This is a genomic window from Streptomyces cyaneochromogenes, assembly GCF_003963535.1.
Lineage (GTDB): Bacteria > Actinomycetota > Actinomycetes > Streptomycetales > Streptomycetaceae > Streptomyces > Streptomyces shaanxiensis.
The window spans coordinates 6,226,085-6,250,372 of sequence record NZ_CP034539.1 but is presented as its reverse complement, the minus strand read 5'-3'; the positions used below and the strand labels follow the sequence as shown (position 1 = coordinate 6,250,372).

At 73.3% G+C, this 24,288-nt stretch carries 18 protein-coding genes; 11 read left to right on the top strand and 7 right to left on the bottom strand.

Features of this window, described 5'->3' with window-relative positions; all coding sequences use genetic code 11:
* The first annotated feature begins 154 nt into the window (after positions 1 to 154).
* Entirely contained in the window at positions 155 to 1,033 is an 879-nt protein-coding gene (locus tag EJ357_RS28570; protein WP_126400138.1) for a hypothetical protein, read from the top strand.
* Positions 1,034 to 1,098: 65 nt separating this feature from the next.
* The gene (locus tag EJ357_RS28565) at positions 1,099 to 1,500 is read left to right on the top strand and encodes a hypothetical protein (protein ID WP_126394400.1); all 402 of its coding nucleotides are present in this window, start codon (positions 1,099 to 1,101) and stop codon (positions 1,498 to 1,500) included.
* Here EJ357_RS28565 and EJ357_RS28560 read toward each other — a convergent pair.
* A complete protein-coding gene (locus EJ357_RS28560; protein WP_126394399.1) occupies positions 1,469 to 4,219 on the bottom strand; it encodes an ATP-binding protein in 2,751 nt (916 codons plus the stop codon). The genes EJ357_RS28565 and EJ357_RS28560 overlap by 32 nt on opposite strands.
* 134 nt (positions 4,220 to 4,353) lie before the next feature.
* On the opposite strand from EJ357_RS28560, the gene EJ357_RS28555 reads away from it, so the two are divergent.
* Positions 4,354 to 5,727, top strand: coding sequence for a tetratricopeptide repeat protein (locus tag EJ357_RS28555; protein ID WP_126394398.1), 1,374 nt, complete (start codon positions 4,354 to 4,356; stop codon positions 5,725 to 5,727).
* Positions 5,728 to 5,761: 34 nt separating this feature from the next.
* Here the strand turns inward: EJ357_RS28555 and pdxR are convergent, their stop codons facing one another.
* Positions 5,762 to 7,255, bottom strand: coding sequence for a MocR-like pyridoxine biosynthesis transcription factor PdxR (gene pdxR / locus EJ357_RS28550; protein WP_126394397.1), 1,494 nt, complete (start codon positions 7,253 to 7,255; stop codon positions 5,762 to 5,764).
* Between the two features lie 47 nt (positions 7,256 to 7,302).
* Here pdxR and EJ357_RS28545 point away from each other — a divergent pair, with 47 nt between their 5' ends.
* Genes EJ357_RS28545 through EJ357_RS28535 form a run of 3 tightly spaced genes read left to right on the top strand, consistent with a single transcriptional unit; the run spans position 7,303 to position 9,004 of the window.
* The gene (locus EJ357_RS28545; protein WP_126394396.1) at positions 7,303 to 7,809 is read left to right on the top strand and encodes a carboxymuconolactone decarboxylase family protein; all 507 of its coding nucleotides are present in this window, start codon (positions 7,303 to 7,305) and stop codon (positions 7,807 to 7,809) included.
* A complete protein-coding gene (locus EJ357_RS28540; RefSeq protein ID WP_126394395.1) occupies positions 7,806 to 8,252 on the top strand; it encodes a carboxymuconolactone decarboxylase family protein in 447 nt (148 codons plus the stop codon). The genes EJ357_RS28545 and EJ357_RS28540 overlap by 4 nt, the downstream gene beginning before the upstream one ends.
* The gene (locus tag EJ357_RS28535) at positions 8,249 to 9,004 is read left to right on the top strand and encodes an isocitrate lyase/PEP mutase family protein (protein WP_228472629.1); all 756 of its coding nucleotides are present in this window, start codon (positions 8,249 to 8,251) and stop codon (positions 9,002 to 9,004) included. The genes EJ357_RS28540 and EJ357_RS28535 overlap by 4 nt, the downstream gene beginning before the upstream one ends.
* 28 nt (positions 9,005 to 9,032) lie before the next feature.
* Here the strand turns inward: EJ357_RS28535 and EJ357_RS28530 are convergent, their stop codons facing one another.
* Genes EJ357_RS28530 through EJ357_RS28510 form a run of 5 tightly spaced genes read right to left on the bottom strand, consistent with a single transcriptional unit; the run spans position 9,033 to position 16,182 of the window.
* Positions 9,033 to 9,995, bottom strand: coding sequence for an ABC transporter substrate-binding protein (locus tag EJ357_RS28530; RefSeq protein WP_126394394.1), 963 nt, complete (start codon positions 9,993 to 9,995; stop codon positions 9,033 to 9,035).
* A 1-nt stretch (position 9,996) separates the two neighbouring features.
* Positions 9,997 to 11,946, bottom strand: a complete 1,950-nt coding sequence (locus EJ357_RS28525) for an ABC transporter permease (RefSeq protein WP_126394393.1) — start codon at positions 11,944 to 11,946, stop codon at positions 9,997 to 9,999.
* Entirely contained in the window at positions 11,946 to 13,070 is a 1,125-nt protein-coding gene (locus EJ357_RS28520) for a quaternary amine ABC transporter ATP-binding protein (protein ID WP_407698420.1), read from the bottom strand. The genes EJ357_RS28525 and EJ357_RS28520 overlap by 1 nt, the downstream gene beginning before the upstream one ends.
* Entirely contained in the window at positions 13,070 to 14,599 is a 1,530-nt protein-coding gene (locus EJ357_RS28515) for a GMC family oxidoreductase (protein WP_126394392.1), read from the bottom strand. The genes EJ357_RS28520 and EJ357_RS28515 overlap by 1 nt, the downstream gene beginning before the upstream one ends.
* A gap of 56 nt (positions 14,600 to 14,655) precedes the next feature.
* Positions 14,656 to 16,182 carry an aldehyde dehydrogenase family protein gene (locus EJ357_RS28510; protein ID WP_126394391.1) on the bottom strand — a complete coding sequence of 509 codons (1,527 nt, stop codon included), beginning with the start codon at positions 16,180 to 16,182 and terminating at the stop codon, positions 14,656 to 14,658.
* A 231-nt stretch (positions 16,183 to 16,413) separates the two neighbouring features.
* Here EJ357_RS28510 and EJ357_RS28505 point away from each other — a divergent pair, with 231 nt between their 5' ends.
* The 5 genes from EJ357_RS28505 to EJ357_RS28485 all read left to right on the top strand — a co-directional run bounded on the left by EJ357_RS28505 (position 16,414) and on the right by EJ357_RS28485 (position 24,224).
* On the top strand, positions 16,414 to 17,307 hold the full coding sequence (locus tag EJ357_RS28505) for a bifunctional helix-turn-helix transcriptional regulator/GNAT family N-acetyltransferase (protein WP_126394390.1): 894 nt from the start codon (positions 16,414 to 16,416) through the stop codon (positions 17,305 to 17,307).
* A 62-nt stretch (positions 17,308 to 17,369) separates the two neighbouring features.
* Positions 17,370 to 17,735 (top strand): CU044_2847 family protein, encoded by a 366-nt coding sequence (locus EJ357_RS28500; RefSeq protein ID WP_126394389.1) that lies wholly within the window; start codon positions 17,370 to 17,372, stop codon positions 17,733 to 17,735.
* Between the two features lie 2 nt (positions 17,736 to 17,737).
* Positions 17,738 to 19,885, top strand: a complete 2,148-nt coding sequence (locus tag EJ357_RS28495; protein WP_126394388.1) for a VMAP-C domain-containing protein — start codon at positions 17,738 to 17,740, stop codon at positions 19,883 to 19,885.
* Positions 19,882 to 20,832, top strand: coding sequence for an AAA family ATPase (locus EJ357_RS28490; protein ID WP_126394387.1), 951 nt, complete (start codon positions 19,882 to 19,884; stop codon positions 20,830 to 20,832). Before EJ357_RS28495 ends, EJ357_RS28490 begins: the two co-directional genes overlap by 4 nt.
* Positions 20,829 to 24,224, top strand: a complete 3,396-nt coding sequence (locus EJ357_RS28485; RefSeq protein WP_126394386.1) for an SAV_2336 N-terminal domain-related protein — start codon at positions 20,829 to 20,831, stop codon at positions 24,222 to 24,224. The genes EJ357_RS28490 and EJ357_RS28485 overlap by 4 nt, the downstream gene beginning before the upstream one ends.
* Positions 24,225 to 24,288: the final 64 nt, after the last annotated feature.

Genomic DNA, 24,288 nt, shown 5'->3' with positions numbered 1-24,288 from the left:
TTGTTGCCGTGATCCGGTTCCTGCCCGGCGATCCGGGTCCGGTCCGGTGATCCGGTGTTCCTGTCCGGCGGACAGCCTAGAGATCATTGCGAGTGCGATTGTCGGCGGGGCCGGTCTTCTCCCGCTCACCTACAGTCGCTTTGTGCTCATTGGGATGGTGTGTGCGCTTGGTGCGGCGGTCTGTTTCGGTACCGCCACCGTTCTGCAGGCGATGGCCGCGCGGGCGGCGAGCGCGCAGGGAGGCCGCGGCGGCGAGGCGGGGGTGTTGCTGCGGGCGCTGCGGCAGTGGCGGTATCTGGCCGGGCTGGCCCTGGACGGGCTCGGGTTTCTGCTGCAGGTCGTCGCCCTGCGGTCGCTTCCCATCTACGCCGTCGGGGCGGCGTTGGCGTCCAGCCTCGCCGTGACGGCCGTGGTCTCGGCACGGTTGCTGCGTATGCGGTTGCGGCGGGGCGAATGGGCCGCGGTGGGGGTGGTGTGTGCCGGGCTGGCGATGCTCGGGCTCGCCTCGGGGGAGGAGGGGGATCTCGGCGGGTCGGACGCCCTGAGGTTCGCGATGCTCGGGGTGGCGCTGGCGGTGCTGGGCGTGGGGCTGGCGGGCGGGCGGCTGCCGGAGCGGGGGCGGGGGCTGGTGCTCGGACTGGCGGCCGGGTTCGGGTTCGGGGTGGTGGAGGTGTCGGTACGGCTGATCGACTCGCTCGCGCTGCCGGAGCTGCTGGCGAATCCGGCGACGTACGCGCTGCTGCTGGGTGGTGGGGCGGCGTTTCTGGCGCTGACGTCGGCGTTGCAGCGGGGGTCGGTGACGACGGCCACGGCGGCCATGGTGATCGGGGAGACGGTCGGGCCGGCACTGGTGGGCGTGGTCTGGCTGGGGGACCGTACGCGGGAGGGGTTGGGGTGGCTGGCCGTGCTGGGGTTCGCCGTGGCGGTGGCGGGGGCGTTGGCGCTGGCGCGGTTCGGGGAGCTGCCACAGGAGCCCGCGCCGCCGGCAGCCCCCGGGATTTCCCCTAGGCCTTCCCGGAGGTCCGGGGCCTGACCGGTTACCTAGCGTTCCGTGTACGGCCGGAGGGGCCGGCCGGAACAGGGGAATCAGGGGTAGTCATGGGACCGAACGACGCTCAGATCGTACGGGTGTTCAGCCGCGAGCCGGGCTCGCAGATCGCGGATGTGACGCTGGACCCCGGCCAGAACGCCGAGATCGTGCTGGAGGCCGAGGCGGGCGGCGCCCTGCACCAGGGGGGCGGGCGGTACACGGTGACACTCGCCGTGCGTGACCTCAGCGACGGCAGCGCGATCCCCGTCAACGGAGCCACGGTGCAGGGGAACTTCCTGGACGCGAACTGGCCGGGACTGGCGGGCCGCTTCACGTTCACCGTGAGTGACACCACGCTCAAGGCGCACGCGGGGAGCATCGCCCAGGCGTTCGGCTCGGTGGTGTACGGCACCAGTCAGCCGGGCGCGACCTTCGCTCTCAGCCAGCCGTTCCAGATCCTTCCGCAGTAGTACCGACCCGGCCCACGAGTTCCACCCGCGACCGGATGCCCAGCTTGGCGTAGGCATGGCTCAGGTGGTACTCGACGGTCTTGGCGCTGAGGACCAGCTCGCGGGCGATCTGACGGTTGGTCAGTCCGGTCGCCGCGAGCTGGGCCACGGCGTGTTCCTGCGGTGTCAGCCGCGCCCGGGCCCACGGTGCGGCGGTGCCGTCGGAGGCGGCCCCGCAGGCGGCCAGCTCCCGGTCGCAGCTCTGCAGGAAGGGCACGGCACCCAGCTCCGCGAAGATCGTCCGCGCCGCCCGCAGGTGTTCCAGGGCGGGGGTGCGGCGCCCGGCGCGGCGCAGAAAAGCGCCGAAGTCGAGTTCGGTGCGGGCCCGTTCGAAGGGCAGGCCGACGCGGGAGGCGCGCTCGATGGCCTCGGCGAAGGCGTCCAGGGCGGGCTTCGGCTCGCGGCGGGCCGCGTACAGCGTGCCGCGCATCCGGCAGACGGCCGCCAGCGTGGAGGCGCGCGAGCGGTGTTCGGCACGCCGCTCCAACGCGTTCAGCACCTCCTCGGCCTCGTCCGGCCGGCCCGCGGCCAGGAGGGCGTCGACCAGCAGATCCCGCCACGGGACCAGGGCCGGCTCCGCCGTGAAGTCGAGGTCCTCGTGGGCGAGGAGGAGCCGGAGCAGTTTGACGGCGGCCATGTGGTCGCCCCGGACGAAGGCGAGGAAGGCGTGGCCGTACGTCACAAAGACCTCGACCATCGCGGACTCCTGGACCACGGGGTTGCCGCGTGCGAGCCGCAGGTGCCGCGCGGCACCGTCGTAGTCGCCCCGGGCGGCGAGCGGGAGCGCGGCCTCGGCGTGCACGACGGGGGCGATCCACCGCTGGCCGAGGTCCGCGGCGACCGAGGACGCCGCCTCCCAGCGCAGCATCGCCAAGTCCCATGCTCCGCCGAGGTATTCGGCCTTCGCCAGGAGGGCCAGGGCGATCACCCGCAGGGGCACGGGCCCGTGGCGGGCGAGTTCCACGGCCTGCTCCAGGTCGCGGCGCGCCTGGGCGGTGCGGTCGGTGTACGCGTACAACACGCCCCGGCCCATGAGGAGTTCGATGTCCCGCGGCGCGACGAGGGGGGCCGCGGGCAGTCCCTCGGCCAGGTGGAACGCCTCGTCGAAGGCGCCCAGGTGGGCGAGGGCGGCCAGGTGCACGAAGCGCAGCGTCCCTCCGGAGCGGGCCCGGCCGCCGGCGTCCCGGGCCCGCTCCGCCCACTGGCACACCGGGGAGGCGCGGCCGCTCATCATGTGGACCATCACGTACTGTTCCGCGATCCGCGCCTCGAGTCCGGGGTCCGCGCCGGGCGTGCGCAGCCGCCACGCCTCGTCCAGCAGCGTCCGGGCCTGCGTGATGTGCCCGGCGACGAGCGCGAGATGGCCGCGGGCGCAGCACCGCAACGCCTCGTCGGTGGCCTCCGGGAGGGCACGGGCGACGCCCCGGGCCTCCTCTTCCCTGCCGTCGAACAGATAGGCCTCGACGGCCTCGCAGTCCAGCCGCCCCCGGTCCGCGGGCCGGGTGGCCAGCCGGGCCGCGTACCGCAGCAGCGGCGCGGCCTCCACCCACCGTCCGGCCGCGCCGCGCCGCCGGGCGCAGTCGGCGAGCTCGGCCGCCGTCCGGTCGTCGGGGCCCGGCGCGGCGAGCACCCGGTGGTGCAGCCGTGCGAACTCGTCGTCCTCGGCCTCGGCGGCCCCGGTGTGCAGCGCGGTGCGGCGTACCGGGCCCAGCCCGTGGTAGACGGCGGCGCGGACCAGCGGGTGGGTGAAGGCGATGCCCATCACCCCGTCGTACGGCAGCTCCTGGAGCAGCCCGTGGGCCAGGGCCTCGCCGAGGGCGGCCAGCGGTTCGGCGACCTCCGCGAGCCGGGCGGCCCGGGCCAGGGTGCAGTGGGTGCCGAGCACGGCGGCGGCCCGCACCAGCTCACGGGCGGGCGGGCCGCAGCGGGCGAGCCGGTCGCGGACGAGGCGGGTGTACGACTGCGGGGCGGGCAGGGTGGCCTCGGTGGACCGCAGCGCGGCCACGGGCACCTCTTCGAGCAGGGCCCGGCAGTGCAGGGGGTTGCCGCGGGTGTGGGTGTGCAGCCGCTGGAGGGCGGCCGGCGGCAGCGGCTCGGCCAGGTAGCGCGCGCTGAGCCCGACGAGGTCCGGTATCGCGAGGCCGCCCAGCCGCAGCCGGACGGCGGTGTCGTCGGTGAGGATCCGGCGCAGTCCGTCGGGCAGCCTCCGGTCGTCGACGTCCCGCAGGGCGAGCAGGCACAGGACGCGGTCGGCGCCGAGTCGGCGCAGGGCGAAGGTGAGGGCCTGCAGGGAGGGTGCGTCCGCCCAGTGCGCGTCGTCCACGACCAGCACGAGGGGGTGCTGCTCGCGCTGCAGTTCGCCGAGGGGTTCGAGGAGGGCGGCCCCGGCGGTGAGGGGATCGGCGTGCACGGGCCGGCCGAGGAGCTGGGTCAGCACCCCGTACGGCAGCACCGCCTCGTTCTCCTCGCCGGCCGCGCTCAGCACGCAGCCTCGCGCGGTGTCGGTGACGAAGCGCCGGACGAGTGCCGTCTTGCCGATGCCGGGCGGCCCTTCGACGACGACCAGCCGGGGCCGTCCCGCGGCCGCCTGCGCGTACTGCCGGCGCAGCTCTGCGAGTTCGTCCGTCCGTCCCAGGAACGCCGCCCCGTTGCCGCGTCCCCCGGGCATGGCAGCGTCCATGGCGGCCCCTCCCCCGAGTTCACGGCCCGCGGCACACCCTGGGGACTTCCCTGAGGAGTTCCCGGAGGTGTGCCGGGGGCCGTGTCCGTACTTTGGCTCGAGTCCAGCATCCAGGTCGCTGACGGGGGAATGTGATGAAAGCCGAGGAATTACGACGACAGGGCAGGGTTTCGGCCGCGCTCGCGGCGGCCAGGGGTCCGGTCGGTGCGCTGTCGGCCGAGATGCTGGTGGTGCGGGCGCACACTCTGTGGGACATGGAGAACCCGGCCGCCGCCGCTGAGCTGGCGTTCGAGGCGGCTCGGCGGGCTCCCGAGCTGCCCGCCGCCCGCGCGATGCGAGGCCTGGCCCAACTGGATGCGGGAGACCTCGGGGCGGCGTGGGACGAGGCCGAGTACGCGCAGCGGCGGGCGCCGGACGAGCCGCTGACGTACCTCCTGCTGTCCGAACTCCAGGGGGAGCACGGGCAGTTCGAGGAGGCGGTCGCCCTGCTCTCGGAAGCCGTCCGTCGCCGGCCGTTCGACGCCGATCTGCGGCTGGCCCGAGCGGCACAGTTGTCGTCCCTGGACCGCGACGAGGAGGCGCTGCGGGAGACGGAGATCGTGCTCACCCGGTTCCCCGAGCACAACACGGCCCTGTCCCAGCAGGCCGTGCTGCTCGCCATGGCAGGCCGGACGGACCCGGCCCTGGACAGTTCGGCCCTGGCGGTGCGGCTGGACCCGAGATGCGCGGTGTCGCTGATGGGCCAGGGGTTCGTCCATGCCCTGCGCGAGGAGGACCAGAAGGCCCGCCGGGTTCTGGACCGTGCGGTGCGGGCCTCGCCCAAGAGCTCCAGGGTCGCCTGGGCCCGGGCCGTCCCCGAGGTCAGGTCCGACCCGCACACGGCCCTCGGCCTGCTGCACGACGGTCTGCTGCTCTGCCGTCCCTCCACCTGCGCCGATATCCGCTATCTGCGGGCCGTGTGCCACTACCACCTGGAGGCCTGGGACGATTCCCGGCGGCTGCTCGACGCCGTGGTGGCGGCCCAGCCGTGGCGCGTGGACGCCCTCGACCTGCGCTCCCTGCTGCTGCTGATCGCGGACGAGGAGACAGCGGCGCTGCGGGACGCGCAGGCCGTGCTGCGACGGAATCCCGACGAACCCCGGGCGCGATCGGTGCGCGGGGCCGTGCATCTGCGCCATGAGCGCTGGGCCGCGGCGGTGGAGGACTCCTCGGTGGCGCTGGAGAAGGAGCCGCAGGACATGCTGTCCCTGTGGGTGCATGGCATGGCTTCCGCGATGGCCGGCAGCACCGCGCAGGCCCAGGGCGATCTGAAGCGGCTGGCCGCCCTCGACCCGGACGGCGAGCTGACCAACCAGCTCTCCGGCCTGCTTACGGCCTCCCGGCCGCAGGCCGCCCAGACCGACTGGAACAAGCGGGTCTGGGAGGTTTTGGGGCGGGTGGGCACGGTCGTCGGCATCGCGGGCGCCCTGATGGGCGCCGGCGGCTCGGACGGCGGGGGGTCTGCCTGAGGAGGGCCGGGGATCACCCGCCCGGGCCGGCGGCTCAGGGCAGCACCCGGCACAACGCCTCCAGCGCCCCCGCCCACGCGTGATCCGGCGGCGTCCCGTACCCCACCACCAGCGCGTCCGTCGGTTCCACCGTGGCGGACGCGTGACGGAAGGAGGCCAGGCCGTGGAGGGCGAGGCCCTGCCAGGTGGCCGCCCGGACCACCGACTGTTCCGTGCCGGGCGGCAGGCGCAGCAGGACGTGCAGGCCGGCCGCGATGCCGGTGACGTGGAGGTGCGGGGCGTGGGCGGCCAGGGCCCGGACCAGGGCGTCCCGTCGGCGGCGGTAGCGCAGGCGGGCGGCGCGGACGTGGCGGTCGTAGGCGCCGGACGTGAGGAACTGGGCCAGGGTCAGCTGGTCCAGCGCACCGCAGGTGTCCACGTGGCCCTTCGCCGCCGTCACCTCCTCCACCAGCGCCGGCGGCAGCACCATCCAGGCGAGCCGCAGGCCGGGGGCGAGGGACTTGCTGGCGGTGCCCAGGTAGACGACGTGGTCAGGGTCCAGGCCCTGGAGCGCGCCCACGGGCTGGCGGTCGTAGCGGAACTCGCCGTCGTAGTCGTCCTCCAGGACCAGGCCGCCGGTGCGGCGCGCCCAGTCCACCACCGTCGGCCGGCGGTCGCGGTGCAGGGGCACGCCCATGGGGAACTGGTGGGCGGGGGTGAGCAGGAGTGCCGACTGGTCCGTCAACTCCCCCGGGTCCGTGCCGAGTTCGTCGAACGGGAGGGGGGCCGTGGCCAGGCCCGCCGCCGTCAGTTGTCTCCAGTGCGGCGGCAGACCGTACGACTCCACCGCCGCCGTCCGCGCCCCGCGCGCCCGCAGCACCCTGCCGAGCAGGTGCAGTCCGTGCCCGAATCCCGCGCACACCACGATGCGCTCGGGGTCGGCGCGTACGCCCCGCGCGCGGGAGAGGTATACGGCGAGGGCTGCGCGCAGTTCGGCGCGGCCGCGCGGGTCGCCGTAGCCGAGGGCCTCGTGCGGGGCGGCGAGGAGGGCGCGGCGGGCCGCCTTGAGCCACTCCGCGCGGGGGAAGGAGGCGAGGTCCGGGGAGCCCGGGAGCAAGTCGTAGGCGGGGCGGGGGCGTTGCGGGCGGGGCGAGGCCAGGGGGCGGAGTGAGGGTGGGGCGGGGGCGCCGGCCGGTGGGAGCATCAGGCGGGCACCGGCCGGCGCGAACGCCGTGTCGTCGTCGGCCGGTGGGAACCCCGTGCCGTCGCCGGGCGGCGAGGTCACCGCCCGCTCGGCCACCCGGGTGCCGGACCCCTGGCGGGCCGTGAGCCAGCCCTCGGCGACGAGGTCGGCGTAGGCCTCGGCGACCGTGTTGCGGGCGATGCCGAGGTCGGCGGCGAGGGAGCGGGAGGACGGCAGCCGGGTGCCCGGAGCGAGGCGGCCGGTGCGGACCGCGTCGCGCAGGGCGTCGGTCAGGCCTCGGCGCAGGCCCGGACCCGCCGGTTCCAGGTGCAGGTCGATGCCCAGAGTGGCCCAAGGTTTTGGCATGAAAGTGGACCATACTCCTGGGCTGCTTCGCTTCTAGGGTCGAGATCATGACGACGACAGAGACCACCACCGCGGTGGAGTACGCCCCCGAACACCCCGCCCGCCTCAACTGGGCCCAGCACGTCCCCGAGGTCTACAAGGCGATGATCCGGCTCGACGCGGCCGCCCGGAAGGGGATCGACCCCAGGCTCGGGGAGCTGGTGAAGATCCGCGCCTCGCAGCTCAACCACTGCGCGTTCTGCCTCGACATGCACACCAAGGACGCGCTCGCGGCGGGCGAGAGCGTCGAACGGATCGTGCAGCTCAGCGCCTGGGAGGAGTCCGCGCACTTCTACACCCCGAAGGAGCTCGCGGCGATCGAGCTGACGGAGGCCATGACCGTACTGACGGACGGCTTCGTGCCCGACGAGGTGTACGCGAAGGCCGCCAAGCACTTCGAGGAGGCCGAGCTGGCGCAGCTCATCGCGGCGATCACGGTGATCAACGCGTGGAACCGGTTCGGCGTGACCTGCCGTATGACACCGGGGCACTACCAGCCGGGGCAGCACGGGTGACGGTCCGCACCCGGCTGCTCGACCCGGCGGTCGGACAGGCCATGTCCACGCTCAGCGCGACCGCCAAGAAGGGCCTCGGCGACCCGGCCCTCGCGGAACTCGTGGTGATCCGGGCCTCGCAGCTCAACCGCTGCGCGTTCTGCCTGGACATGCACCTCGCCCTCGCCCGCGAGCACGGCGTGCGCGAGGAGCAGCTCGGTCTCCTGGCCGCCTGGGAGGAGGTCGGGGACGTCTTCGACGAGCGGGAACGGGCGGCGCTCGCGCTGACGGAGGCCGTCACCCTGCTCACGGACGGTTTCGTGCCCGACGAGGTGTACGACCGTGCCGCCGCGCACTTCGACGCGCCCCGACTCGCCCATCTGATCGGGCTGATCGTCGCCATCAACCACTGGAACCGGATGATGGTCAGCCGCCGCATTCCACCAGGGGGACACACACCGTGACCGACATCGTGACCCGGGCCGGCAGCAAGGTCGACGCCTTACGCGCACTCCACCGGCGCCGCTCCCCCGACGACCCGCTCGTCCTGCCCGGCCCGTGGGACGCCGCAAGCGCCCGCGTCTTCGTCGGGGCCGGGTTCCCGGCGCTGGCCACGCCCAGCGCGGGGGTCGCCGCCTGCCTCGGGTACGAGGACGGGCAGACCCCGGCCGACGAGATGTTCGCGGCGGTCGCCCGGATCGTACGGGCCGTCGACGTGCCGGTGTCGGCGGACATCGAGAGCGGGTACGGGATCGCGCCCGAGGAGCTCGTGGAGCGGCTGCTGGAGACCGGCGCCGTGGGGTGCAACCTGGAGGACTCCGAGGGCGGGGTCCTCAAGGACCCGCGCGCACACGCCGACTGGCTCGCCCGGGTACGGCACGCCGCCGCCGACCGGCTCTTCGTCAACGCCCGTATCGACACCTTCGTCCGGGGCGAGCACGACCCCAAGCAGGCCGCCGAACGGGCCATCGAGCGGGCCGCGTTGTACGTCGCCGCCGGCGCCGACTGCGTGTACCCGATCGGCGCCCCCACCGACGTACTGCCGCTGCTGCGGTCCGGGATCCAGGGGCCGATCAATGTGCACGGCACGGTCGCGGGAGGCCCCTCGCCCACCGAACTCGGTGAACTCGGGGCCACCCGGATCACGTTCGGGCCGCAGCTCCAGCGCGGCGCCGCTCAGGCGCTGAGGGACATCGCGGCCGGCCTCGCGAGGTGACCGTCGGGACGGCCACGCCGTCATGAGGTCAGGACAGCCACGCCTTCCACGTGGACTCGTGGCTGTCCACCCACTTCTTCGCCGCTTCCTCGGGCGACAGCTTCTGCTCGGCGATCATCAGGGAGACCTCGTTCTGGTCCTCGGTCGTCCACTTGAAGTTCTTCAGCAGGGCCGCCGCCTCGCCGCCGTCCTTCGCGAAGTCGGCGTTGAGGTACTTCTGCAGCGGGGTGTGCGGATAGGCGCAGGCGACCTTCTCCGGGTCCGCGTCGCAGCCCTCCTTGTACGCCGGCAGCTTCACCTCGGTCATCGGGACCTTCTTGAACAGCCACTGCGGCTCGTACCAGTACGTCAGGAAGGGCTTCTTCTCCTTGGCGAACTGCTTGATCTGGGTGATCTGCGCGGCCTCCGAACCGGCGAACACCACCTGGTAGTCCAGGTCCAGGTTCGCCACCAGCGCCTTGTCGTTGGTGACGTAGGAGGGCGAGCCGTCCATCAGCTGGCCCTTGGCACCGCTCTCCGCGGTGCGCATCTGGTCGGCGTACTTGTCGAGGTTCTTCCAGTCGGTGACGTCCGGGTGCTCCTTGGCGAAGTACGTCGGGACGTACCAGCCGATGTGCCCGGTGACCCCGAGGTCGCCGCCGGGCACGATCGTCTTCTTGTCCTTGACGTACCGCTGCTCCTCCTCCGGGTGCCCCCAGTCCTCCAGGAGCGCGTCGACCCGGCCCTGGCTGAGCGCGTCCCAGGCGGGCACCTCGTCGATCTGGACGGTGTCGACGCGGTAGCCGAGCTCCTTCTCCAGCAGGTACTGGGTGACGGCGACGTTGGCCTGCGCGCCGACCCAGGACTGCACGGACAGGGTCACGGTCTTGGCGCCCTCGGCGTTCGCGAACGGCGAGGACTGCTTGGTCATGTCGGCGGCGCCACAGCCGGTGAGCAGGGCCAGCGAGGACACGCCGGCGATCAGCGCGGTGGTGCGGATACGCGTTCGCATGTCACGCTCCCTTCTTCGCGCGGCGTTCCGTCGGCTGCGTCACCCGGTCCAGCATCAGGCCCAGGCAGACGATCGCCGCGCCGGCCACCAGACCGGTCGCCAGGTCGCCCTGCGCGAGGCCGAAGACGACGTCGTAGCCGAGCGCGCCGCCGCCGACCAGGCCGCCGATGATGACGACGGCGAGGACCAGGACCACGCCCTGGTTGACGGCGAGCAGCAGCGCCGGGCGGGCCAGCGGGAGCTGGACCTGGCGCAGCTGCTGGGCGGGGGTCGCGCCGAGCGAGCGGGCCGACTCCAGGGCGGCCGGGTCGACCTGGCGCAGGCCCTGGGTGGTGATGCGGACGACGGCGGGCAGCGCGTAGACGACGGCCGCGGCGACCGCGGGGGCGCGGCCCACGCCGAACAGGGCGACCACCGGGATCAGGTACACGAACTGCGGCATCGTCTGGAAGACGTCCAGGACGGGGCGCAGCAGGCGTTCGACGCGGTCGCTGCGGGCCGCGGCGATGCCGATCGCGAAGCCCAGGACCAGGGTGACGGCCACGGCCGCCAGGACCTGCGAGAGCGTGTCGAGCGAGGGGTTCCACACGCCCAGTACGCCGATCGCGGCCATGGCGAGGACGGCGGTCAGGGCCGTGCGCCAGGTGCCGATCAGCCAGGCGAGGGTGGCGACGATCAGCAGGACCGACCACCAGGGCAGCCACTGCAGGCCGTCGCGCACCGGGTCCAGGACCCAGGTGGTGAAATGGCCGGCCCAGTCGGCGGTGCCGCCGACGACGGGAACGCCGGAGTAGAGGTGGTTGGTCATCCAGTCGACGGCGCGGTTGACCGGCTCGGCGATGTTCAGGGTCCAGGCGTCGGGCCAGTCGAGGCGGCCCGCGAGACGCGCGGCGACGGCGATGGCCACGGTGGCGATCAGGGCGTAGAGCCAGCGCGCCCGGCCGTTCGGCCGGGGCTCCTCGCCGAGGCGTTCGCCCGCGGCGCCGGTCACCCGGTCCAGGACGACGGCGAGCAGCACGATCGGGATGCCGGCCGCGAGGGCCGCGCCGACGTCGACCGTGGCCAGCGCCTGGTAGACGCGGTCACCGAGGCCGCCCGCGCCGATGACCGACGCGATGACCGCCATGGACAGCGCCATCATGATCGTCTGGTTGAGGCCGAGGAGGAGTTCCCTGCGGGCCAGCGGGATGCGGGCGGTCAGCAGGCGCTGGCGCGCGGTGGTGCCGAGCGACTCGACGGCCTCCAGCACCTCCTTGTCGGCGCCGCGCAGGCCGAGGGCGGTGAGGCGGGCCATCGGCGGGGCCGCGTAGACGACCGTGGCCAGGACGGCGGCGGGGACGCCGATGCCGAAGACCAGGACGACGGGGAGCAGGTAGGCGAAGGCCGGGAGCACCTGCATGGTGTCCAGGACGGGCCGCAGTATCCGGTCCATACGGTCGGACAGCCCGGCGGCGAGGCCCAGCAGCACGCCCACGACGACCGAGGCGAGGACCGCCACGACCATCAGCGCGAGGGTCTGCATGGTCGGGATCCACATGCCGAGGAACCCGCACGCCAGGAACGCGGCGGCCGTACCGGCGGCCAGTCGCCGGCCCGCGACACGCCAGGCGATCAGGGACGCGGCGGCGGTGACGCCGGCCCATCCGGCCGCGAGCAGCACCAGGTACACGGCGCGTACGCAGAGCACGACCGCGTTGCTGATGTGCCCGAAGAAGTAGAGGAACAGCGGGTGGCTGTCGCGGTTGTCGATGATCCAGGTGCTGGTGTCGGTGAGCGGTCCGGAGACGTCGACGGTGAGCGCGTCCGGCCAGGTGCCGCTCGCCCAGCGGGCGTTGGCCAGCGGGACGAGGATCGCGGCGACCAGCGCCAGGAGCACAAGCTTGCGGACGACCGGGCGTTTGAGGAAGCCGGGCAGGGTGGCCTGCGGGGCGGAAGCGGTGACGGTGGCCATCAAGCCACCTCCTTACGCTGCTCCGTCCCCGCTACGACGCCGAGGAGCCGTTCGTGGTCGACCACCCCCAGACAACGTCCCCCTTCCATGACCCGCGCCGGGGCACCGCTGCGCGCGACGGCCTCGATCGCCTCGGACACCGTGGCGTCCGGCGCGAGCGCGGGGCCGTTGCCGGTCTCGTCGGCCGACGCGGCGCGCATGGCCGTACGGACCGTCAGGACCTGTTCGCGCGGGACGTCCCGGACGAACTCGCGGACGTAGTCGTCGGCCGGGGAGCCCACGATCTCCTCGGGGGTGCCCAGCTGGACCACGGCGCCGTCGCGCATGAGGGCGATGCGGTCGCCGAGTTTGAGGGCCTCGCTGAGGTCGTGGGTGATGAAGACCATCGTGCGGCCCTCCTCGCGGTGCAGACGGACGACCTCCTCCTGCATGTCCCGCCGGATCAGCGGGTCGAGCGCGCTGAACGGCTCGTCGAAGAGCAGGACCTCGGGGTCCACCGCGAGTGCCCGGGCGAGGCCGACGCGCTGGCGCTGGCCGCCGGACAGCTGGCCGGGCCTGCGGTGCTCCATGCCCTCCAGGCCGACCTTGGCGACCACCTTGGCGGCCCGCTCACGGCGTTCGGCCTTGCCGACGCGCTGGATCTCCAGGCCGTATGCCACGTTGTCGAGGACCGTGCGGTGCGGGAGCAGGCCGAAGTGCTGGAAGACCATCGCGGCGCGGTGGCGGCGCAGTTCGCGCAGCCGGGTCTTGTCCATGGCGCGGACGTCCTCGCCGTCGATGGCGATGGTGCCCGCCGTCGGCTCGATCAGCCGGGTCAGACAGCGCACCAGCGTGGACTTGCCGGAGCCGGACAGGCCCATGACGACGAAGACCTCGCCCTTGCGGACGTCGAAGGAGACGTCCCGGACGGCCGCCGTGCAGCCGGTGCGGGTGCGCAGTTCGGCGGGTGCGAGGGCGGTCAGCTCGGGGTCGGCGGGTATGCGGTCCGCCTTGGGGCCGAAGACCTTCCACAGGCCCTCGACGGCGAAGACCGGCGCGGTCGGGGGCTTGCGGGTCTCGGGCGTCGTGCTCTTGGTCGTGCTCTCGGTCGTCATGTCCTCGGCTGTCCTGGGTGTCGTACTCATCACGCCTCACCTCCGATCAGGTCGACGGCCCTCTCACCGACCATGAGCACCCCGATCATCGGGTTCACGGCGGTCATCGTCGGGAAGACGGAGGCGTCGGCGATACGAATGCCGTCCAGGCCGCGGATCCTCAACTGCGGGTCCACCACGGCCAGTTCATCGTCGGCGGCGCCCATACGGCAGGTGCCCGCCGGGTGGTACACGGTGTGCGCGACCTTGCGCGCGTACTCGCTCAGCTCCTCGTCTCCGGTGACCTGCGGGCCGGGGCACACCTCGCGCTTGAGCCAGCTCGCCAGCGGCTCGGTCGCTGCGATCTCGCGGGCGATGCGGATGCCGTCGACGAGGGTGCGGCCGTCGTAGTCGTCCTCGTCGGTGAAGTAGCGGAAGTCCAGCGCGGGCTTCACGGACGGGTCGGCGCTGGTCAGGTACAGCCGGCCGCGGCTCTTCGGCTTGGGGATGTTCGGGGTCATCGAGACGCCGAACTCCGGCCGCCGGTAGCCCAGTCGCTCCGGGTTGTCCGTGAAGGGGATCTGGTAGAAGTGGAACATCAGGTCGGGGCCCTGGTGTTCGGGGTCGCGGCGCACGAACAGGCCCGCGTCGGAGTCCATCGCGGAGTTCTCGGGGATCGGTCCGTGGGTCTCCCAGACGATCACCGACTCCGGGTGGTCCAGGAGGTTCTCGCCAACGCCCGGCAGGTCGCGCACCACGGGGATACCGAGCGCCTCCAGGTCGGCCTTGGGGCCGATGCCGGAGTGCAGCAGCAGGCGGGGCGAGTCGACGGCGCCCGCGCACAGGACGACCTCACGCCGGGCGCGGACCAGGATCTCCTCGCCGTCCTTGGTGCGCACGTGCACGCCCTCGGCGTGCGTGCCGTTCAGCTCCAGCTTGTACGCCCACGTCTCCAGCAGGATCGTGAGGTTCTCGCGCTCGTCCATCACGGGGTGCAGATACGCCACCGACGCCGACGAGCGCTTGTTGCTCTCGGGGTGGTAGGCGAGGTCGAAGAAGCCGGCGCCCTCGGTGAAGGGCTGCTTGTTGAAGCCCTCGACGCGCGGGACGTCGAGCGCGCCCTGGGCCGCGTCGACGAAGTCACGGGCGATGGCGTTGCGGTCCTGCTCGTCGACGGGAACGATGTTGTTCTTCAGCCGGGCGTAGTACGCCTCCATCGGCACCGCGCCCCAGCCCTTGGCGCCGGCCTCCTCCCACTCGTCCCAGTCGGACGGCAGCGGCTTGAAGGCGATCAGGGTGTTGTGGGAGGAGCAGCCGCCCAGGACGCGGGCGCGGCTGTGCCGAATGTGCGAGTTGCCGCGCGGCTGCTCGGTCGTCGGGTAGTCGTAGTCCAGCTCACCGCCGAGCAGGCCCATCCAGCGGCGCAGGGTGAGGACGTCGTCCCGGCCGACGTCGCTCGGGCCGCCCTCGATGACGGCGACGGTGACGTCGGGGTTCTCGGTGAGGCGCGAGGCGATGACGGAACCCGCGGTGCCGCCGCCGATGACGACGTAGTCGTATTCGTGGGTCTTTTCGGACATGGGGTGGTACTCCAAGGGGGGTGATCAGGGCTGACTCGGAGAAGGGGGGACGGGGGTCAGCCCGCGAACCAGCGCACCGGCTTCGGTGCGAGGTTCTGGTAGACGTGCTTGGTCTCGCGGTACTCGGCGAGTCCGGCGGGGCCGAGTTCGCGGCCCACTCCGCTCTTGCCGAAGCCGCCCCACTCCGCCTGCGGGAGGTAGGGGTGGAAGTCGTTGATCCAGACGGTGCCGTGCCGCAGACGGCCCGCGACCCGGCGGGCCCGGCCCGCGTCGGCGGTCCAGACGGCGCCCGCGAGGCCGTACTCGGTGTCGTTGGCGAGGGCGACGGCCTCGTCCTCGGTGCGGAAGGTCTCGACGGTGAGGACGGGTCCGAAGACCTCCTCGCGTACGACCCTCATCTCGCGGTGGCAGTGGTCGAGGAGGGTCGGCTCGTAGAAGTAGCCGCTCTCCGGCCGCTCCGGGGACGGCTCGGGGCGCTTGCCGCCGGAGCGCAGCACCGCGCCCTCCTCCAGCGCGGAGGCGACGTACCCCTCGACCTTGGCGCGCTGCTGCTCGGAGACGAGCGGGCCGCACTCGACGCCGTCGACGTCGCCGCGGCCGAGGCGGATCTTCTGTGCGCGCAGGGCGAGTTCGGCCACGAAACGGTCCCGGACCGACTCCTCGATGATGAGGCGGGCGCCCGCCGAGCAGACCTGGCCGCTGTGGATGAAGGCGGCGTTGAGGGCCTGGTCGACGGCCGTGTCGAAGGCCTCGTCGGTGGCGCAGGCGTCGGCGAAGACCACGTTGGGGTTCTTGCCGCCGAGTTCGAGGGCGACCTTCTTGACGCCGGGCGCGGCGGCCTGGGCCACCTTGGTGCCGCTGACCAGGCCGCCGGTGAAGGAGACGAGGTCGACGTCCGGGTGCTCGGCGAGGCGGGCGCCGACGGAATGGCCCGGGCCGGTCACGATGTTGGCGACGCCGGCCGGGAGGCCCGCCTCGACCAGCAGCTCGATCAGGGCGACGGTCGTCAGGGGGGTGATCTCGCTGGGCTTGACGACGAAGGTGTTCCCGGCGGCGAGGGCCGGGGCGATCTTCCAACTGGCCTGGAGCAGCGGGTAGTTCCAGGGCGTGATCAGCGCGCACACGCCGACCGGCTCATGGACGACGACGCTGTGGATGTCGGCCGAACCCGCGTCGACGACCCGGCCCGGGCCCTCGGCGGCGACGAGGTCGGCGAAGTAGCGGAAGGCGTCGGCGACGCAGTCGATGTCGACCCGGCCCTCCTCGACGGTCTTGCCGGCGTCGCGGCTCTCCAGCAGGCCGAGCCGCTCGCGGTCGCGGGCGAGCAGGTCGGCGACGCGGCGCAGCACGGCGGCACGCTCGGCGACGGGCGTGAGGGGCCACTCGCCCTGCCCGCCGTCGAAGGCGCGGTGGGCGGCCGCCACGGCCAGATCGGTGTCCTTCTCGTCGCCCTCCGCGACCACGGCGAAGGGGCGGGCATCGGCGGGGTCGAGGATCTCGCGCGTGGCGCCGGAGACGGCCGCACGCCACTCTCCGCCCGCGTGAATGGTCTGCTCAGCCTGCCGTGCCTGCTGTCCGGTCATGATCGGTGTCGCCTTCCGTTCCTGTTCAACGCCCCTGAGTCACACAGGTGTCACTCATGAGGACCGTCACCGCCTGCCCCGACCCCCGGATTGCATGCGCAATCCGGGGCGGAAAGTGCGGTGCGTCACTGAAAATGCGCCCGAAAGGTAACAAAAGGGACGTCACTTGCCGCCGACGCGGCGGACGCAGGTATGGCCCTCGACGCGACCTTTGACTAAAGTCAAATAGATATGGAGCCAGTGTCGACGGAGCATGTGACGGCCTTCCGCCGCTTCAACCGTTACTTCACGCGCCGCATCGGCGTACTGGACGACCACTACCTCGGCCAGGACCGCCCGCTCGGCGAGGCCCGGCTGCTGTTCGAGATCGGGGACGGCGCGTCACTGCGCGAGCTCAGGAGCCGGCTCGGCCTGGACGCCGGATATCTGAGCCGGATGGCGAAGACGCTTCAGGCCCAGGGCATGGTCCGGCTGAGCGCGCACCCGCGGGACCACCGGCTGCGCATGATCGAGCTGACCGCGGCCGGGCGCGTGGAGGTGAAGGAGCAGAACCGCCGGGCGAGCGCGGCCGCCGCCGGGCTCCTCGAGGGCCTCAGCGCACCGCAGCGCGCCGAACTGACCGAGGCACTGGCCACCGCCCGGCGCCTGCTGCGCCTCGCGGGCATCACCGTCGACCTCGTCGACGGCGCCGCACCGGACGCCCGCGCCTGCCTGGACGGGTACGCGGCCGACATCGACGAGCGGTTCCCCGAGGGCTTCGACAAGAGCGACCTCGTACGGCCGCAGGAGGTGTCCGGCGACGCCGGCGCGTTCTTCGTCGCCCGCGAGGAAGGCCGCCCCGTCGCCTGCGGGGCGCTACGCCGCCTGGAACCCGGCGTCGGCGAGATCCGCCACGTCTGGGTGCACCCCGACGCCCGCCGCCTGGGCCTCGCCCGCCGCCTCCTCGACGCGCTCGAACGCGAGGCCGCCGCACGGGGCTTCACCGTCGTACGGCTCGACACGCACGCCGCGCTCACCGAGGCGCAGGCGATGTACCGGGCGTGCGGATACACGGAGATCCCCCGGTACGACGACAACGTCTACGCCGCGCACTGGTTCGAGAAGCGACTGTCGCCGGCTCCCTGAGAGGGGCGATCAAGAGTGGTGAACTCCCTGTCGATTCAGGCGGCTTGAGCCACAATGTTGGCGTGTCCACCATCTTGGAATCAGAGTTCGACGACGGTACGGCCGTGAGGTTCCTGCTCGCCCCCGGACCCGCGCCGGGCGACGACGACCTCCCCGAAGGCATGGGCAGAGCCGTCCCCGTCGCCACCGGTGGCCGGGCCGTCGCCAACTTCGCGACCGGTGCCCTGCGCGGGGCGCTGAAGCCGCTCGGGCCGCTCCTGCAAGAGGTGCATGACTCCGTCAAGGACGTACCGGATCCGCCGAGCGAGCTCAGCGTGACCTTCGGTGTGCAGGTCGGACAGGACCTCAAGCTCGGGATAGTCGGCGGTAACGGCCAGGCGCACCTCACCGTCACCGCCAGCTGGAAGCCCGCGCCCGGTTCGGAGTGACCGTGGGCTGGTTCAAGGAGGTCGGGGCGGCGCCCGGCGACAGGACGCGCCCGAATGCCGCGTCCGTGCGGCGGACGGCCGACGGGAAGACGGCGGGCGCGGCGGTCGTACTCGGCACCGACACGGTGCTGACCTGCGCACATGTCGTCAACGACGCCCTGGGCAGGGCGCAGTTCGACCCTCGGCCGCCCGGTCTGGACGAGCTGTTCGTCGAGGTGAAGGGGGCGCGGAGGACCGAGCGGTACCCCGCGCGCGTGGCGCACTGGATCCCTCCGCGCACCCGCGCCGGGCAGACCGTGCGGGACGGCGACCTGGAGTGGCTCGGCGATCTCGCGGTGCTGCGGATCGACGCTCCGCCGCGCGACGTGCCCGCGCCGGACCGCCGTACGGCCATGATGTCGGGCCAGCGGCTGCGCGCCTGGCACGGCAGCGGGCTGGGCGCGACCTTCGCCGATCTGGAGGTCGCCGCCCTCGACGACGGGATCGGCTATCTCGACGGCAAGAGCACGGGCATGGCGGTCGGTCACGGCTACAGCGGCGGGCCGCTGTGGTGCGACGACGACGGGGCCGTCGTCGGACTCGTCGCCGCGCACTTCATGCCGGCGTGCGATGTCCCGCCCAGCCCGCAGGACATGATCCGGCGCAGCTGGGGCATCCCCTGGCAGCGGGTCGAGGCTGAGCTACGGGACGCGGGCGTGGCACTGGACGACGGGGGTGCGGCCTGGCAGTCCTACGACCCCGGTGATCCCCCCTTCGTCAAGCTCGTCGAGACGATCCGGTACGCCCTGCCGACAGCGTCGTACTCGTTCGGCGACACCGCCCGCAAGCTGGCGGTGGAGTGCGGCCGTGAGCCGGGCAGCGCCGTGGCCCCGCCGACGGTCGAGGAGTTCGCGGGCTTCCTGATCAGCCATCCGCGGGCGGTGGCGGCGCTCACCCAGATCCTGCGGCCCACGAACCCCGCGGCGGCCGGCTACGTCCTGGCCGCCGGACAGTTCTTCGAGACCGCGCTGCTGCTCTCGCCGCGCGAGCACCAGCAACTGCACCAGCTGCTGCGCAAGGTCGACAAGCCGGTGCTCGGGCGACTCCCCGAGGTGGTGCGCGAGGCCGCGAAGCGGGTCGACGTCCGGTCCGACGGGGACACTCCGGACGCCCAGCTCCTCAACCTGGAGCGGCTGGCCGGTGACGGCCACTCCGACGACGGCGGGCCCCGGGTACCGGCGCTGCTGAGGGTCGTCGAGTACGTCGCCGTGCTGTGCCCGGCGCCCCAGAAGGGCGGGCTGCGGCTGTGGTCGGACAGCGTGGCGGTGCGGCTCGGCATCCCCCCTGCGGCCGTGCGGGAGCGGCGCTCGGACGCCGAGGACTGGGCCCGCATGGTGCGCGCGAGGACCGGACGAGTGCGGGTCCTGGTGCAGGTCACACGGGCCGGGCGGGGCCGGCACCGGCTGCGTATCTGGTGCGACGAGGGCTCCGGGCCCCGCCAGGTGTCGGCCGACAGCTCCGCCGCGTACACGGCGTCCGAGGCGGCGCGCGAACTGCTGCGCGTCCTGGAGTCCCTCACGTCCTCGGCCGCGGACGGCGGCCGGCCGCTGGTGGAGGTGCTCGTGGGCCGCGAAGACCTGAACCTGCCGGTCGACGAATGGGCGGCCCAGGCCCCCGGCGAGATCATCCCGGGCATGCTCGGCGCGGAGTTCCCGCTGGTCGTGCACTGTCCGGAACTCCTGCACCGGCACGAGCGTTTCCTTCCCGACTGGCGCGAGCGATGGAAGAAGCTCGACTCCGGGGAGACGCTGGTCGTATCGGATCCGGCCCAGGACCCGACCCAGGTCTACTACGAGCTGATGGGCCGGCGCGACACGGTCCGGGTGTCCGTCGACGTACCGCCGGGCCCGCGCGACAAGATCGTTCAGATCTGCCTCGCCGTGGGCATACCGGTGGTGGTGTGGGACCGCGGCCGAGACACGCCTTCGCACGCCGCCAAGCACATGGCGGGACTCGCCACCCGTGAACTGCCCGACGGGGTACGGGTCTACCGGGCCAACGCCCGGGGCACCCGCGCCCCCGAGTTCCCCGGCCGCCCGGTCCTCGCCTGGGCGGACGCCGACCGCACGGTGCCCCGACTGCACCTGACCGACCCCCAGGAGAGCGCATGACCTCCGCTTCCGAGGCCGACTGGCGCATCTTCCGCGGCGACGGCCTCCCGCGCCCCGTGACGCTGCCCCCGGCCCCGCCGTGGCGCCGGTTCAGCCCCACGCCGGCTGTCCGCCCCGAACTGCCGTATCTGATCCAGCCGGAGCACGCCGACGTCGTCAACGCCTCGCTCCATCTGCGCCGCCCCCTGCTGGTCACCGGGCCGGCCGGCACCGGCAAGTCCTCCCTCGCCCGGGCCGTCTCGCACGAACTGCGGCTGGGCGAGCTGCTGCGCTGGTCCATCAACAGCCGGTCGACCGTGCGGGAGGCGCTCTACCAGTACGACGCGATCGGCCGGCTGCGCGAGACGACGCTCAGCCGCGACCGGGGCGAAAGCGAGCCGTCGATCGGGACGTTCATCCGGCTCGGTCCGCTGGGCACCGCCCTGGTGCCGTCGACGACACCGCGTGCCCTGCTCATCGACGAGATGGACAAGGGCGACGTCGACCTGCCCAACGACCTGCTCACCGTCTTCGAGGAGGGCTACTTCGACATCCCGGAACTGACCCGGCTCCCCGAGGACATGGCGGACGTGGAGGTGCAGACCGCCGACCACCGGGGCTCGGTGACGGTTCATCAGGGCCGGGTCCAGTGCGCCGAGTTCCCTGTCGTCGTCATCACCAGCAACGGCGAACGCGAGTTCCCGCCCGCCTTCCTGCGCCGCTGCGTCCGCCTCGCCCTGCAAGTTCCGGACGCGGACCGGCTGCGCGCCATCGTCACCGCACACCTCGGCGAGGAGGCCCTGAGCGACGCGGAAGACCTGATCGACACCTTCGTACATCGCCGCGCCCTCGGCGAACTGGCCACGGACCAGCTCCTCAACGCCGTGTTCCTGCGCAACAGCGGGGTGAACCTCAACGCCAAGGAACTGCTGAAGGCCGTGCTGCACCAGCTGACCGGGGAACTGTGACCGAGGCCGGCGGGGGCGGGCGGCTCGGCGAGCTGCTGCGCGTGCTGTCGGCCTCCGGGCAGGAGCTGGACGCCGGCCAGGTGCTCGACGTGCTGTGGCTGGCCCGGCGGGTGCCCGGCGGGGCGGACGCGCCCCTCGCCCGCCTGGCGCGCCAGGGCCCGGCGCCGTCGACGGAACCGGCCGCCGCCGAGCCGGACGAGGCCGGCCCGCAGGATCCCGCGCCGGCACCCGAACCCAACGACCCGGACCTGCCCGACCTGACCGGGCACTCCCTGTACTCGGATGCCCGCCAGGAGTCCGAGTCCCCGCCCGTTCCCGAGATCCGGCTGCGCCAGGACGCCGAGCCGAGCAAGGCGCAGCCCGTCCGGGTCCCGGAGGACAAGGCACTCGGAGGCGAGCTCGAACTGGGGCGCGCGCTACGGCCGTTGCGCCGCCGCCTGGCCAGCCCGCACCGCCTGGAGATCGACGAGGAGCGCACCGCCGCCGAACTCGCCGAGACCCGGCTGCCCGACGTGGTGCAGCGGCCCGTGCAGGAGCGCTGGCTCCATCTGGTCCTGCTCGTCGACGACGGCCTGTCGATGCTGCTGTGGCACCGCCTCGCCGCCGAACTGCGCACCCTGCTCGAACGCCTGGGCGCCTTCGCCACCACCCGCGTCCTCGGCCTCGACACCCGTGGCGCCGACGAACCCCGTCTGCACGCCCGCCCGTTCCGGACCGACAGCACCCCGGTCCCGCTGAGCACGGTGGGCGACCCGTCGGGCCGCACCCTCGTCCTCGTCGTCAGCGACGGCCTGGGCGCCGCCTGGCGCAGCGGCACCCTGCACGGCCTGCTGTCCAGCTGGGCCTCCCGCGGCCCCACCGCCCTGCTGCACACCCTGCCTCCCGACCTGTGGGAAGGCTCCGGCGTCCACGCGGAACACTGGCAGGCCACCACCCGGCGGATCGGCGGCGCCAACATCTCCTGGGAGATCACCGATCCGGTACTCCCGCCCGGCCTCGCCGCCTTCGACGGGGTGCCGGTGCCGGTCCTGGAGCCGACGGCCGCCTCGCTGCGGACCTGGGCCCACCTGCTCGCCTCGCCCGGCGCCACGGTCCGGGTGCCGCTGCTGACCCGGCCGCGCCCGTCCGGCACGGCCCCCCCGTCCCCGGGCCCGGGCAGCGCCCAGCACTTCCGGGACGCGGCCACCCCGGAGGCGTACCGGCTCGCGGCGCATCTGGCGGCCGTGTCGCCGCTCACGGTGCCGGTGATGCGGCTCGTCCAGACGGCGGTGCCGTGGCAGGCGCGGACCTCCCATCTCGCGGAGGTCTTCCTCGGCGGGCTGATGCGGCCGCACCCCGCGCCGGTGCCCGGGCCGCTGCCCGCCAAGCACCAGGTCTTCGACTTCTCCGACACGTCGAGGTCCGTGCTCCTGGACGCCGTCCCGCAGTCCGAACTCCTGCGGACCAGCCGCACGATCGGGCACCGGCTGGAACAACTCGCGGGCAACTCACCGGACTTCCCGGCCTGGCTCGCCCACCCGGACGGCTCCGCCCGGCTCCCCGGCTCGCACCGGCCGTTCACACGTGTGGAGCGGAAACTGCTGGCACGGTTCGGGGTGTCGTTCGACTCCGGGATGAGCAGACTGGAACGGGGCATCCGGGAACAGGGCACCACCTCCGGGGACGGCTGGGCAGGCCTCGCGGCCGACGACCCTCGGCGGCTGGGCCCCTACCGGCTGCGCAGCCGGCGGCGCCTGCGCTGGGTGCTGGAGTACGACGGCGTCCACATGATGAACGACAGCAGGGCCATGGTGCGCACCCCGCGCCCCGATGTCCCCGCCGACGGTGCCGAGTTGATCGCGACGGAGGCGGAGGCGTTGCGCCGGCTGGGCGGACAGTACGCGCCCGCCCTGCTCGGTACCGGGCTCGGGAACACGCCGGCCTGGCTGGCGTCGGCCCCGATCGAGGACGGCTCCGCGTCACCCGCCCCGCCCCGCCTTGCGGAGCTCTTCAACCAGGCCCACGCGACGGGTTCCGCTCCCTTCGACAAGCTCACGGGGCTGCTCGTCGGCTGGCATCTGGCGAGCGCCGTGGCCCTGTGCCATCTCCACGGGGTGGTGCCGGCGGACCTCAGTGCGGAGAACATCTTCGTGCTGCGGCGCTCGGTGGTCCTCGCCGACCTGTCCAACTGCGCCCTGGACGGCCGGTACACCGGTACGGGCCCGGTGCCCACCCCCGAGGACAACGTGCGCGCGCTGGGCGACCTGCTCCAGCTGGTCAGCAGCAAGGCGGGCCGGGAACTGCACTGGCAGGTGCCCGGCCATCCCGAGGGCATGCACCTGTGGCAGGGCGACACCTGGGCACGGCTGCGGCAGACGGTGCTGCGCTGCCTCGGCCCCGATCCGGCCGCGCGGCCCACGGCGGGCGAGGTCGCGGACGTCCTGGCGAACTACATCGCCCAGTCCCGCACCGAACGCACCAGCACCCCGACGCCCTCGGCCCCGCCCCGGGTCCGCACCGGGCCGTCGTCGCGCGTGCCGCTCGCCCCGCCTCCGGCCGCCGCCTCGCCCTACGACGCCGGCGTCCTCCCCCTGCGCCCGCCCCGCTTCGCCGCCGCCCGCCGCGAGCGGGAGGCCCGGCTGGAACGGCTGCGGGCACCTCTGCCGCACGCCCGACGCCTCACCCTGGTCGGCACCTACCACTACGGCGGCCGGGTCTACAGCGGGCGGGCGGCGACGACGATGATGCTCGGCTCGCTCCTCGCCGCGGTCCGGGGCGAGCCCGTCCTGGCGCTGGACGGAGCGGACGTCGAGGGAGCGCTCGACGCCTTCCTCACCGACCGGAACCCGGCCACCGTGCGCGACCTGGCCGCCCTGCCGGCCGACGCGACGTACGAGCAGGTCCGAGCGCGCACCACCCGCCTGCCGTCGGGGCTGGAGGTCGCCGCGCACCCCGGAGGCCGCGTCCCGCCGAACCTCATTCATGCCCAGGCCTATCCGCACATCCTGGCGAGGACCGCGCCCTACTACTCGTTCGTCCTCACCGACTGGGCCCCGCAGCGACTGGACCGGTCGGCCGACGCCGTCCTGGATCTGACCGACCGGCTGATCCTGTGCTGCGGCAACTCGGGCTGGTACTTCGACGCCGCGTGGCGGGTGCTCGACCGGCTGCGCTTCGACGGGCACCGGCGGCTGGCGGACGAGGCGGTCGTCGTGGTGACCGAGGTCGAGCAGCGCTCGGGGCAGGCCGTGCCGGACGACCTGCCCGACCGCTTCGACATCGGTGCGGACCAGGTGGTCGCGGTGCCCTACGACCGGTTGCTGTCGTCCGCGGGCTTCGGGCAGCCGGCGCGGCTGCGGGCACCGGCGCTCAACGCGTTCCTGGACCTGGCGGCACTGGTCGTGGAGGGCTGACCGGACGGGTGACGCACTGATCCCCGGGCCGCTCTCGCGCGGGCCCGGGGATCACAGGTGTCGG

Excerpts from the sequence above, each read along its gene's own strand:
- EJ357_RS28530 (WP_126394394.1), bottom strand. The coding sequence starts at position 9,995 with ATGCGAACGCGTATCCGCACCACCGCGCTGATCGCCGGCGTGTCCTCG.
- EJ357_RS28505 (WP_126394390.1), top strand. The coding sequence starts at position 16,414 with ATGGAGCCAGTGTCGACGGAGCATGTGACGGCCTTCCGCCGCTTCAAC.
- EJ357_RS28525 (WP_126394393.1), bottom strand. The coding sequence starts at position 11,946 with ATGGCCACCGTCACCGCTTCCGCCCCGCAGGCCACCCTGCCCGGCTTC.
- EJ357_RS28510 (WP_126394391.1), bottom strand. The coding sequence starts at position 16,182 with ATGACCGGACAGCAGGCACGGCAGGCTGAGCAGACCATTCACGCGGGC.
- EJ357_RS28515 (WP_126394392.1), bottom strand. The coding sequence starts at position 14,599 with ATGTCCGAAAAGACCCACGAATACGACTACGTCGTCATCGGCGGCGGC.
- pdxR (WP_126394397.1), bottom strand. The coding sequence starts at position 7,255 with ATGCCAAAACCTTGGGCCACTCTGGGCATCGACCTGCACCTGGAACCG.
- EJ357_RS28565 (WP_126394400.1), top strand. The coding sequence starts at position 1,099 with ATGGGACCGAACGACGCTCAGATCGTACGGGTGTTCAGCCGCGAGCCG.
- EJ357_RS28520 (WP_407698420.1), bottom strand. The coding sequence starts at position 13,070 with ATGAGTACGACACCCAGGACAGCCGAGGACATGACGACCGAGAGCACG.
- EJ357_RS28560 (WP_126394399.1), bottom strand. The coding sequence starts at position 4,219 with ATGGACGCTGCCATGCCCGGGGGACGCGGCAACGGGGCGGCGTTCCTG.
- EJ357_RS28545 (WP_126394396.1), top strand. The coding sequence starts at position 7,303 with ATGACGACGACAGAGACCACCACCGCGGTGGAGTACGCCCCCGAACAC.
- EJ357_RS28555 (WP_126394398.1), top strand. The coding sequence starts at position 4,354 with ATGAAAGCCGAGGAATTACGACGACAGGGCAGGGTTTCGGCCGCGCTC.
- EJ357_RS28490 (WP_126394387.1), top strand. The coding sequence starts at position 19,882 with ATGACCTCCGCTTCCGAGGCCGACTGGCGCATCTTCCGCGGCGACGGC.
- EJ357_RS28570 (WP_126400138.1), top strand. The coding sequence starts at position 155 with ATGGTGTGTGCGCTTGGTGCGGCGGTCTGTTTCGGTACCGCCACCGTT.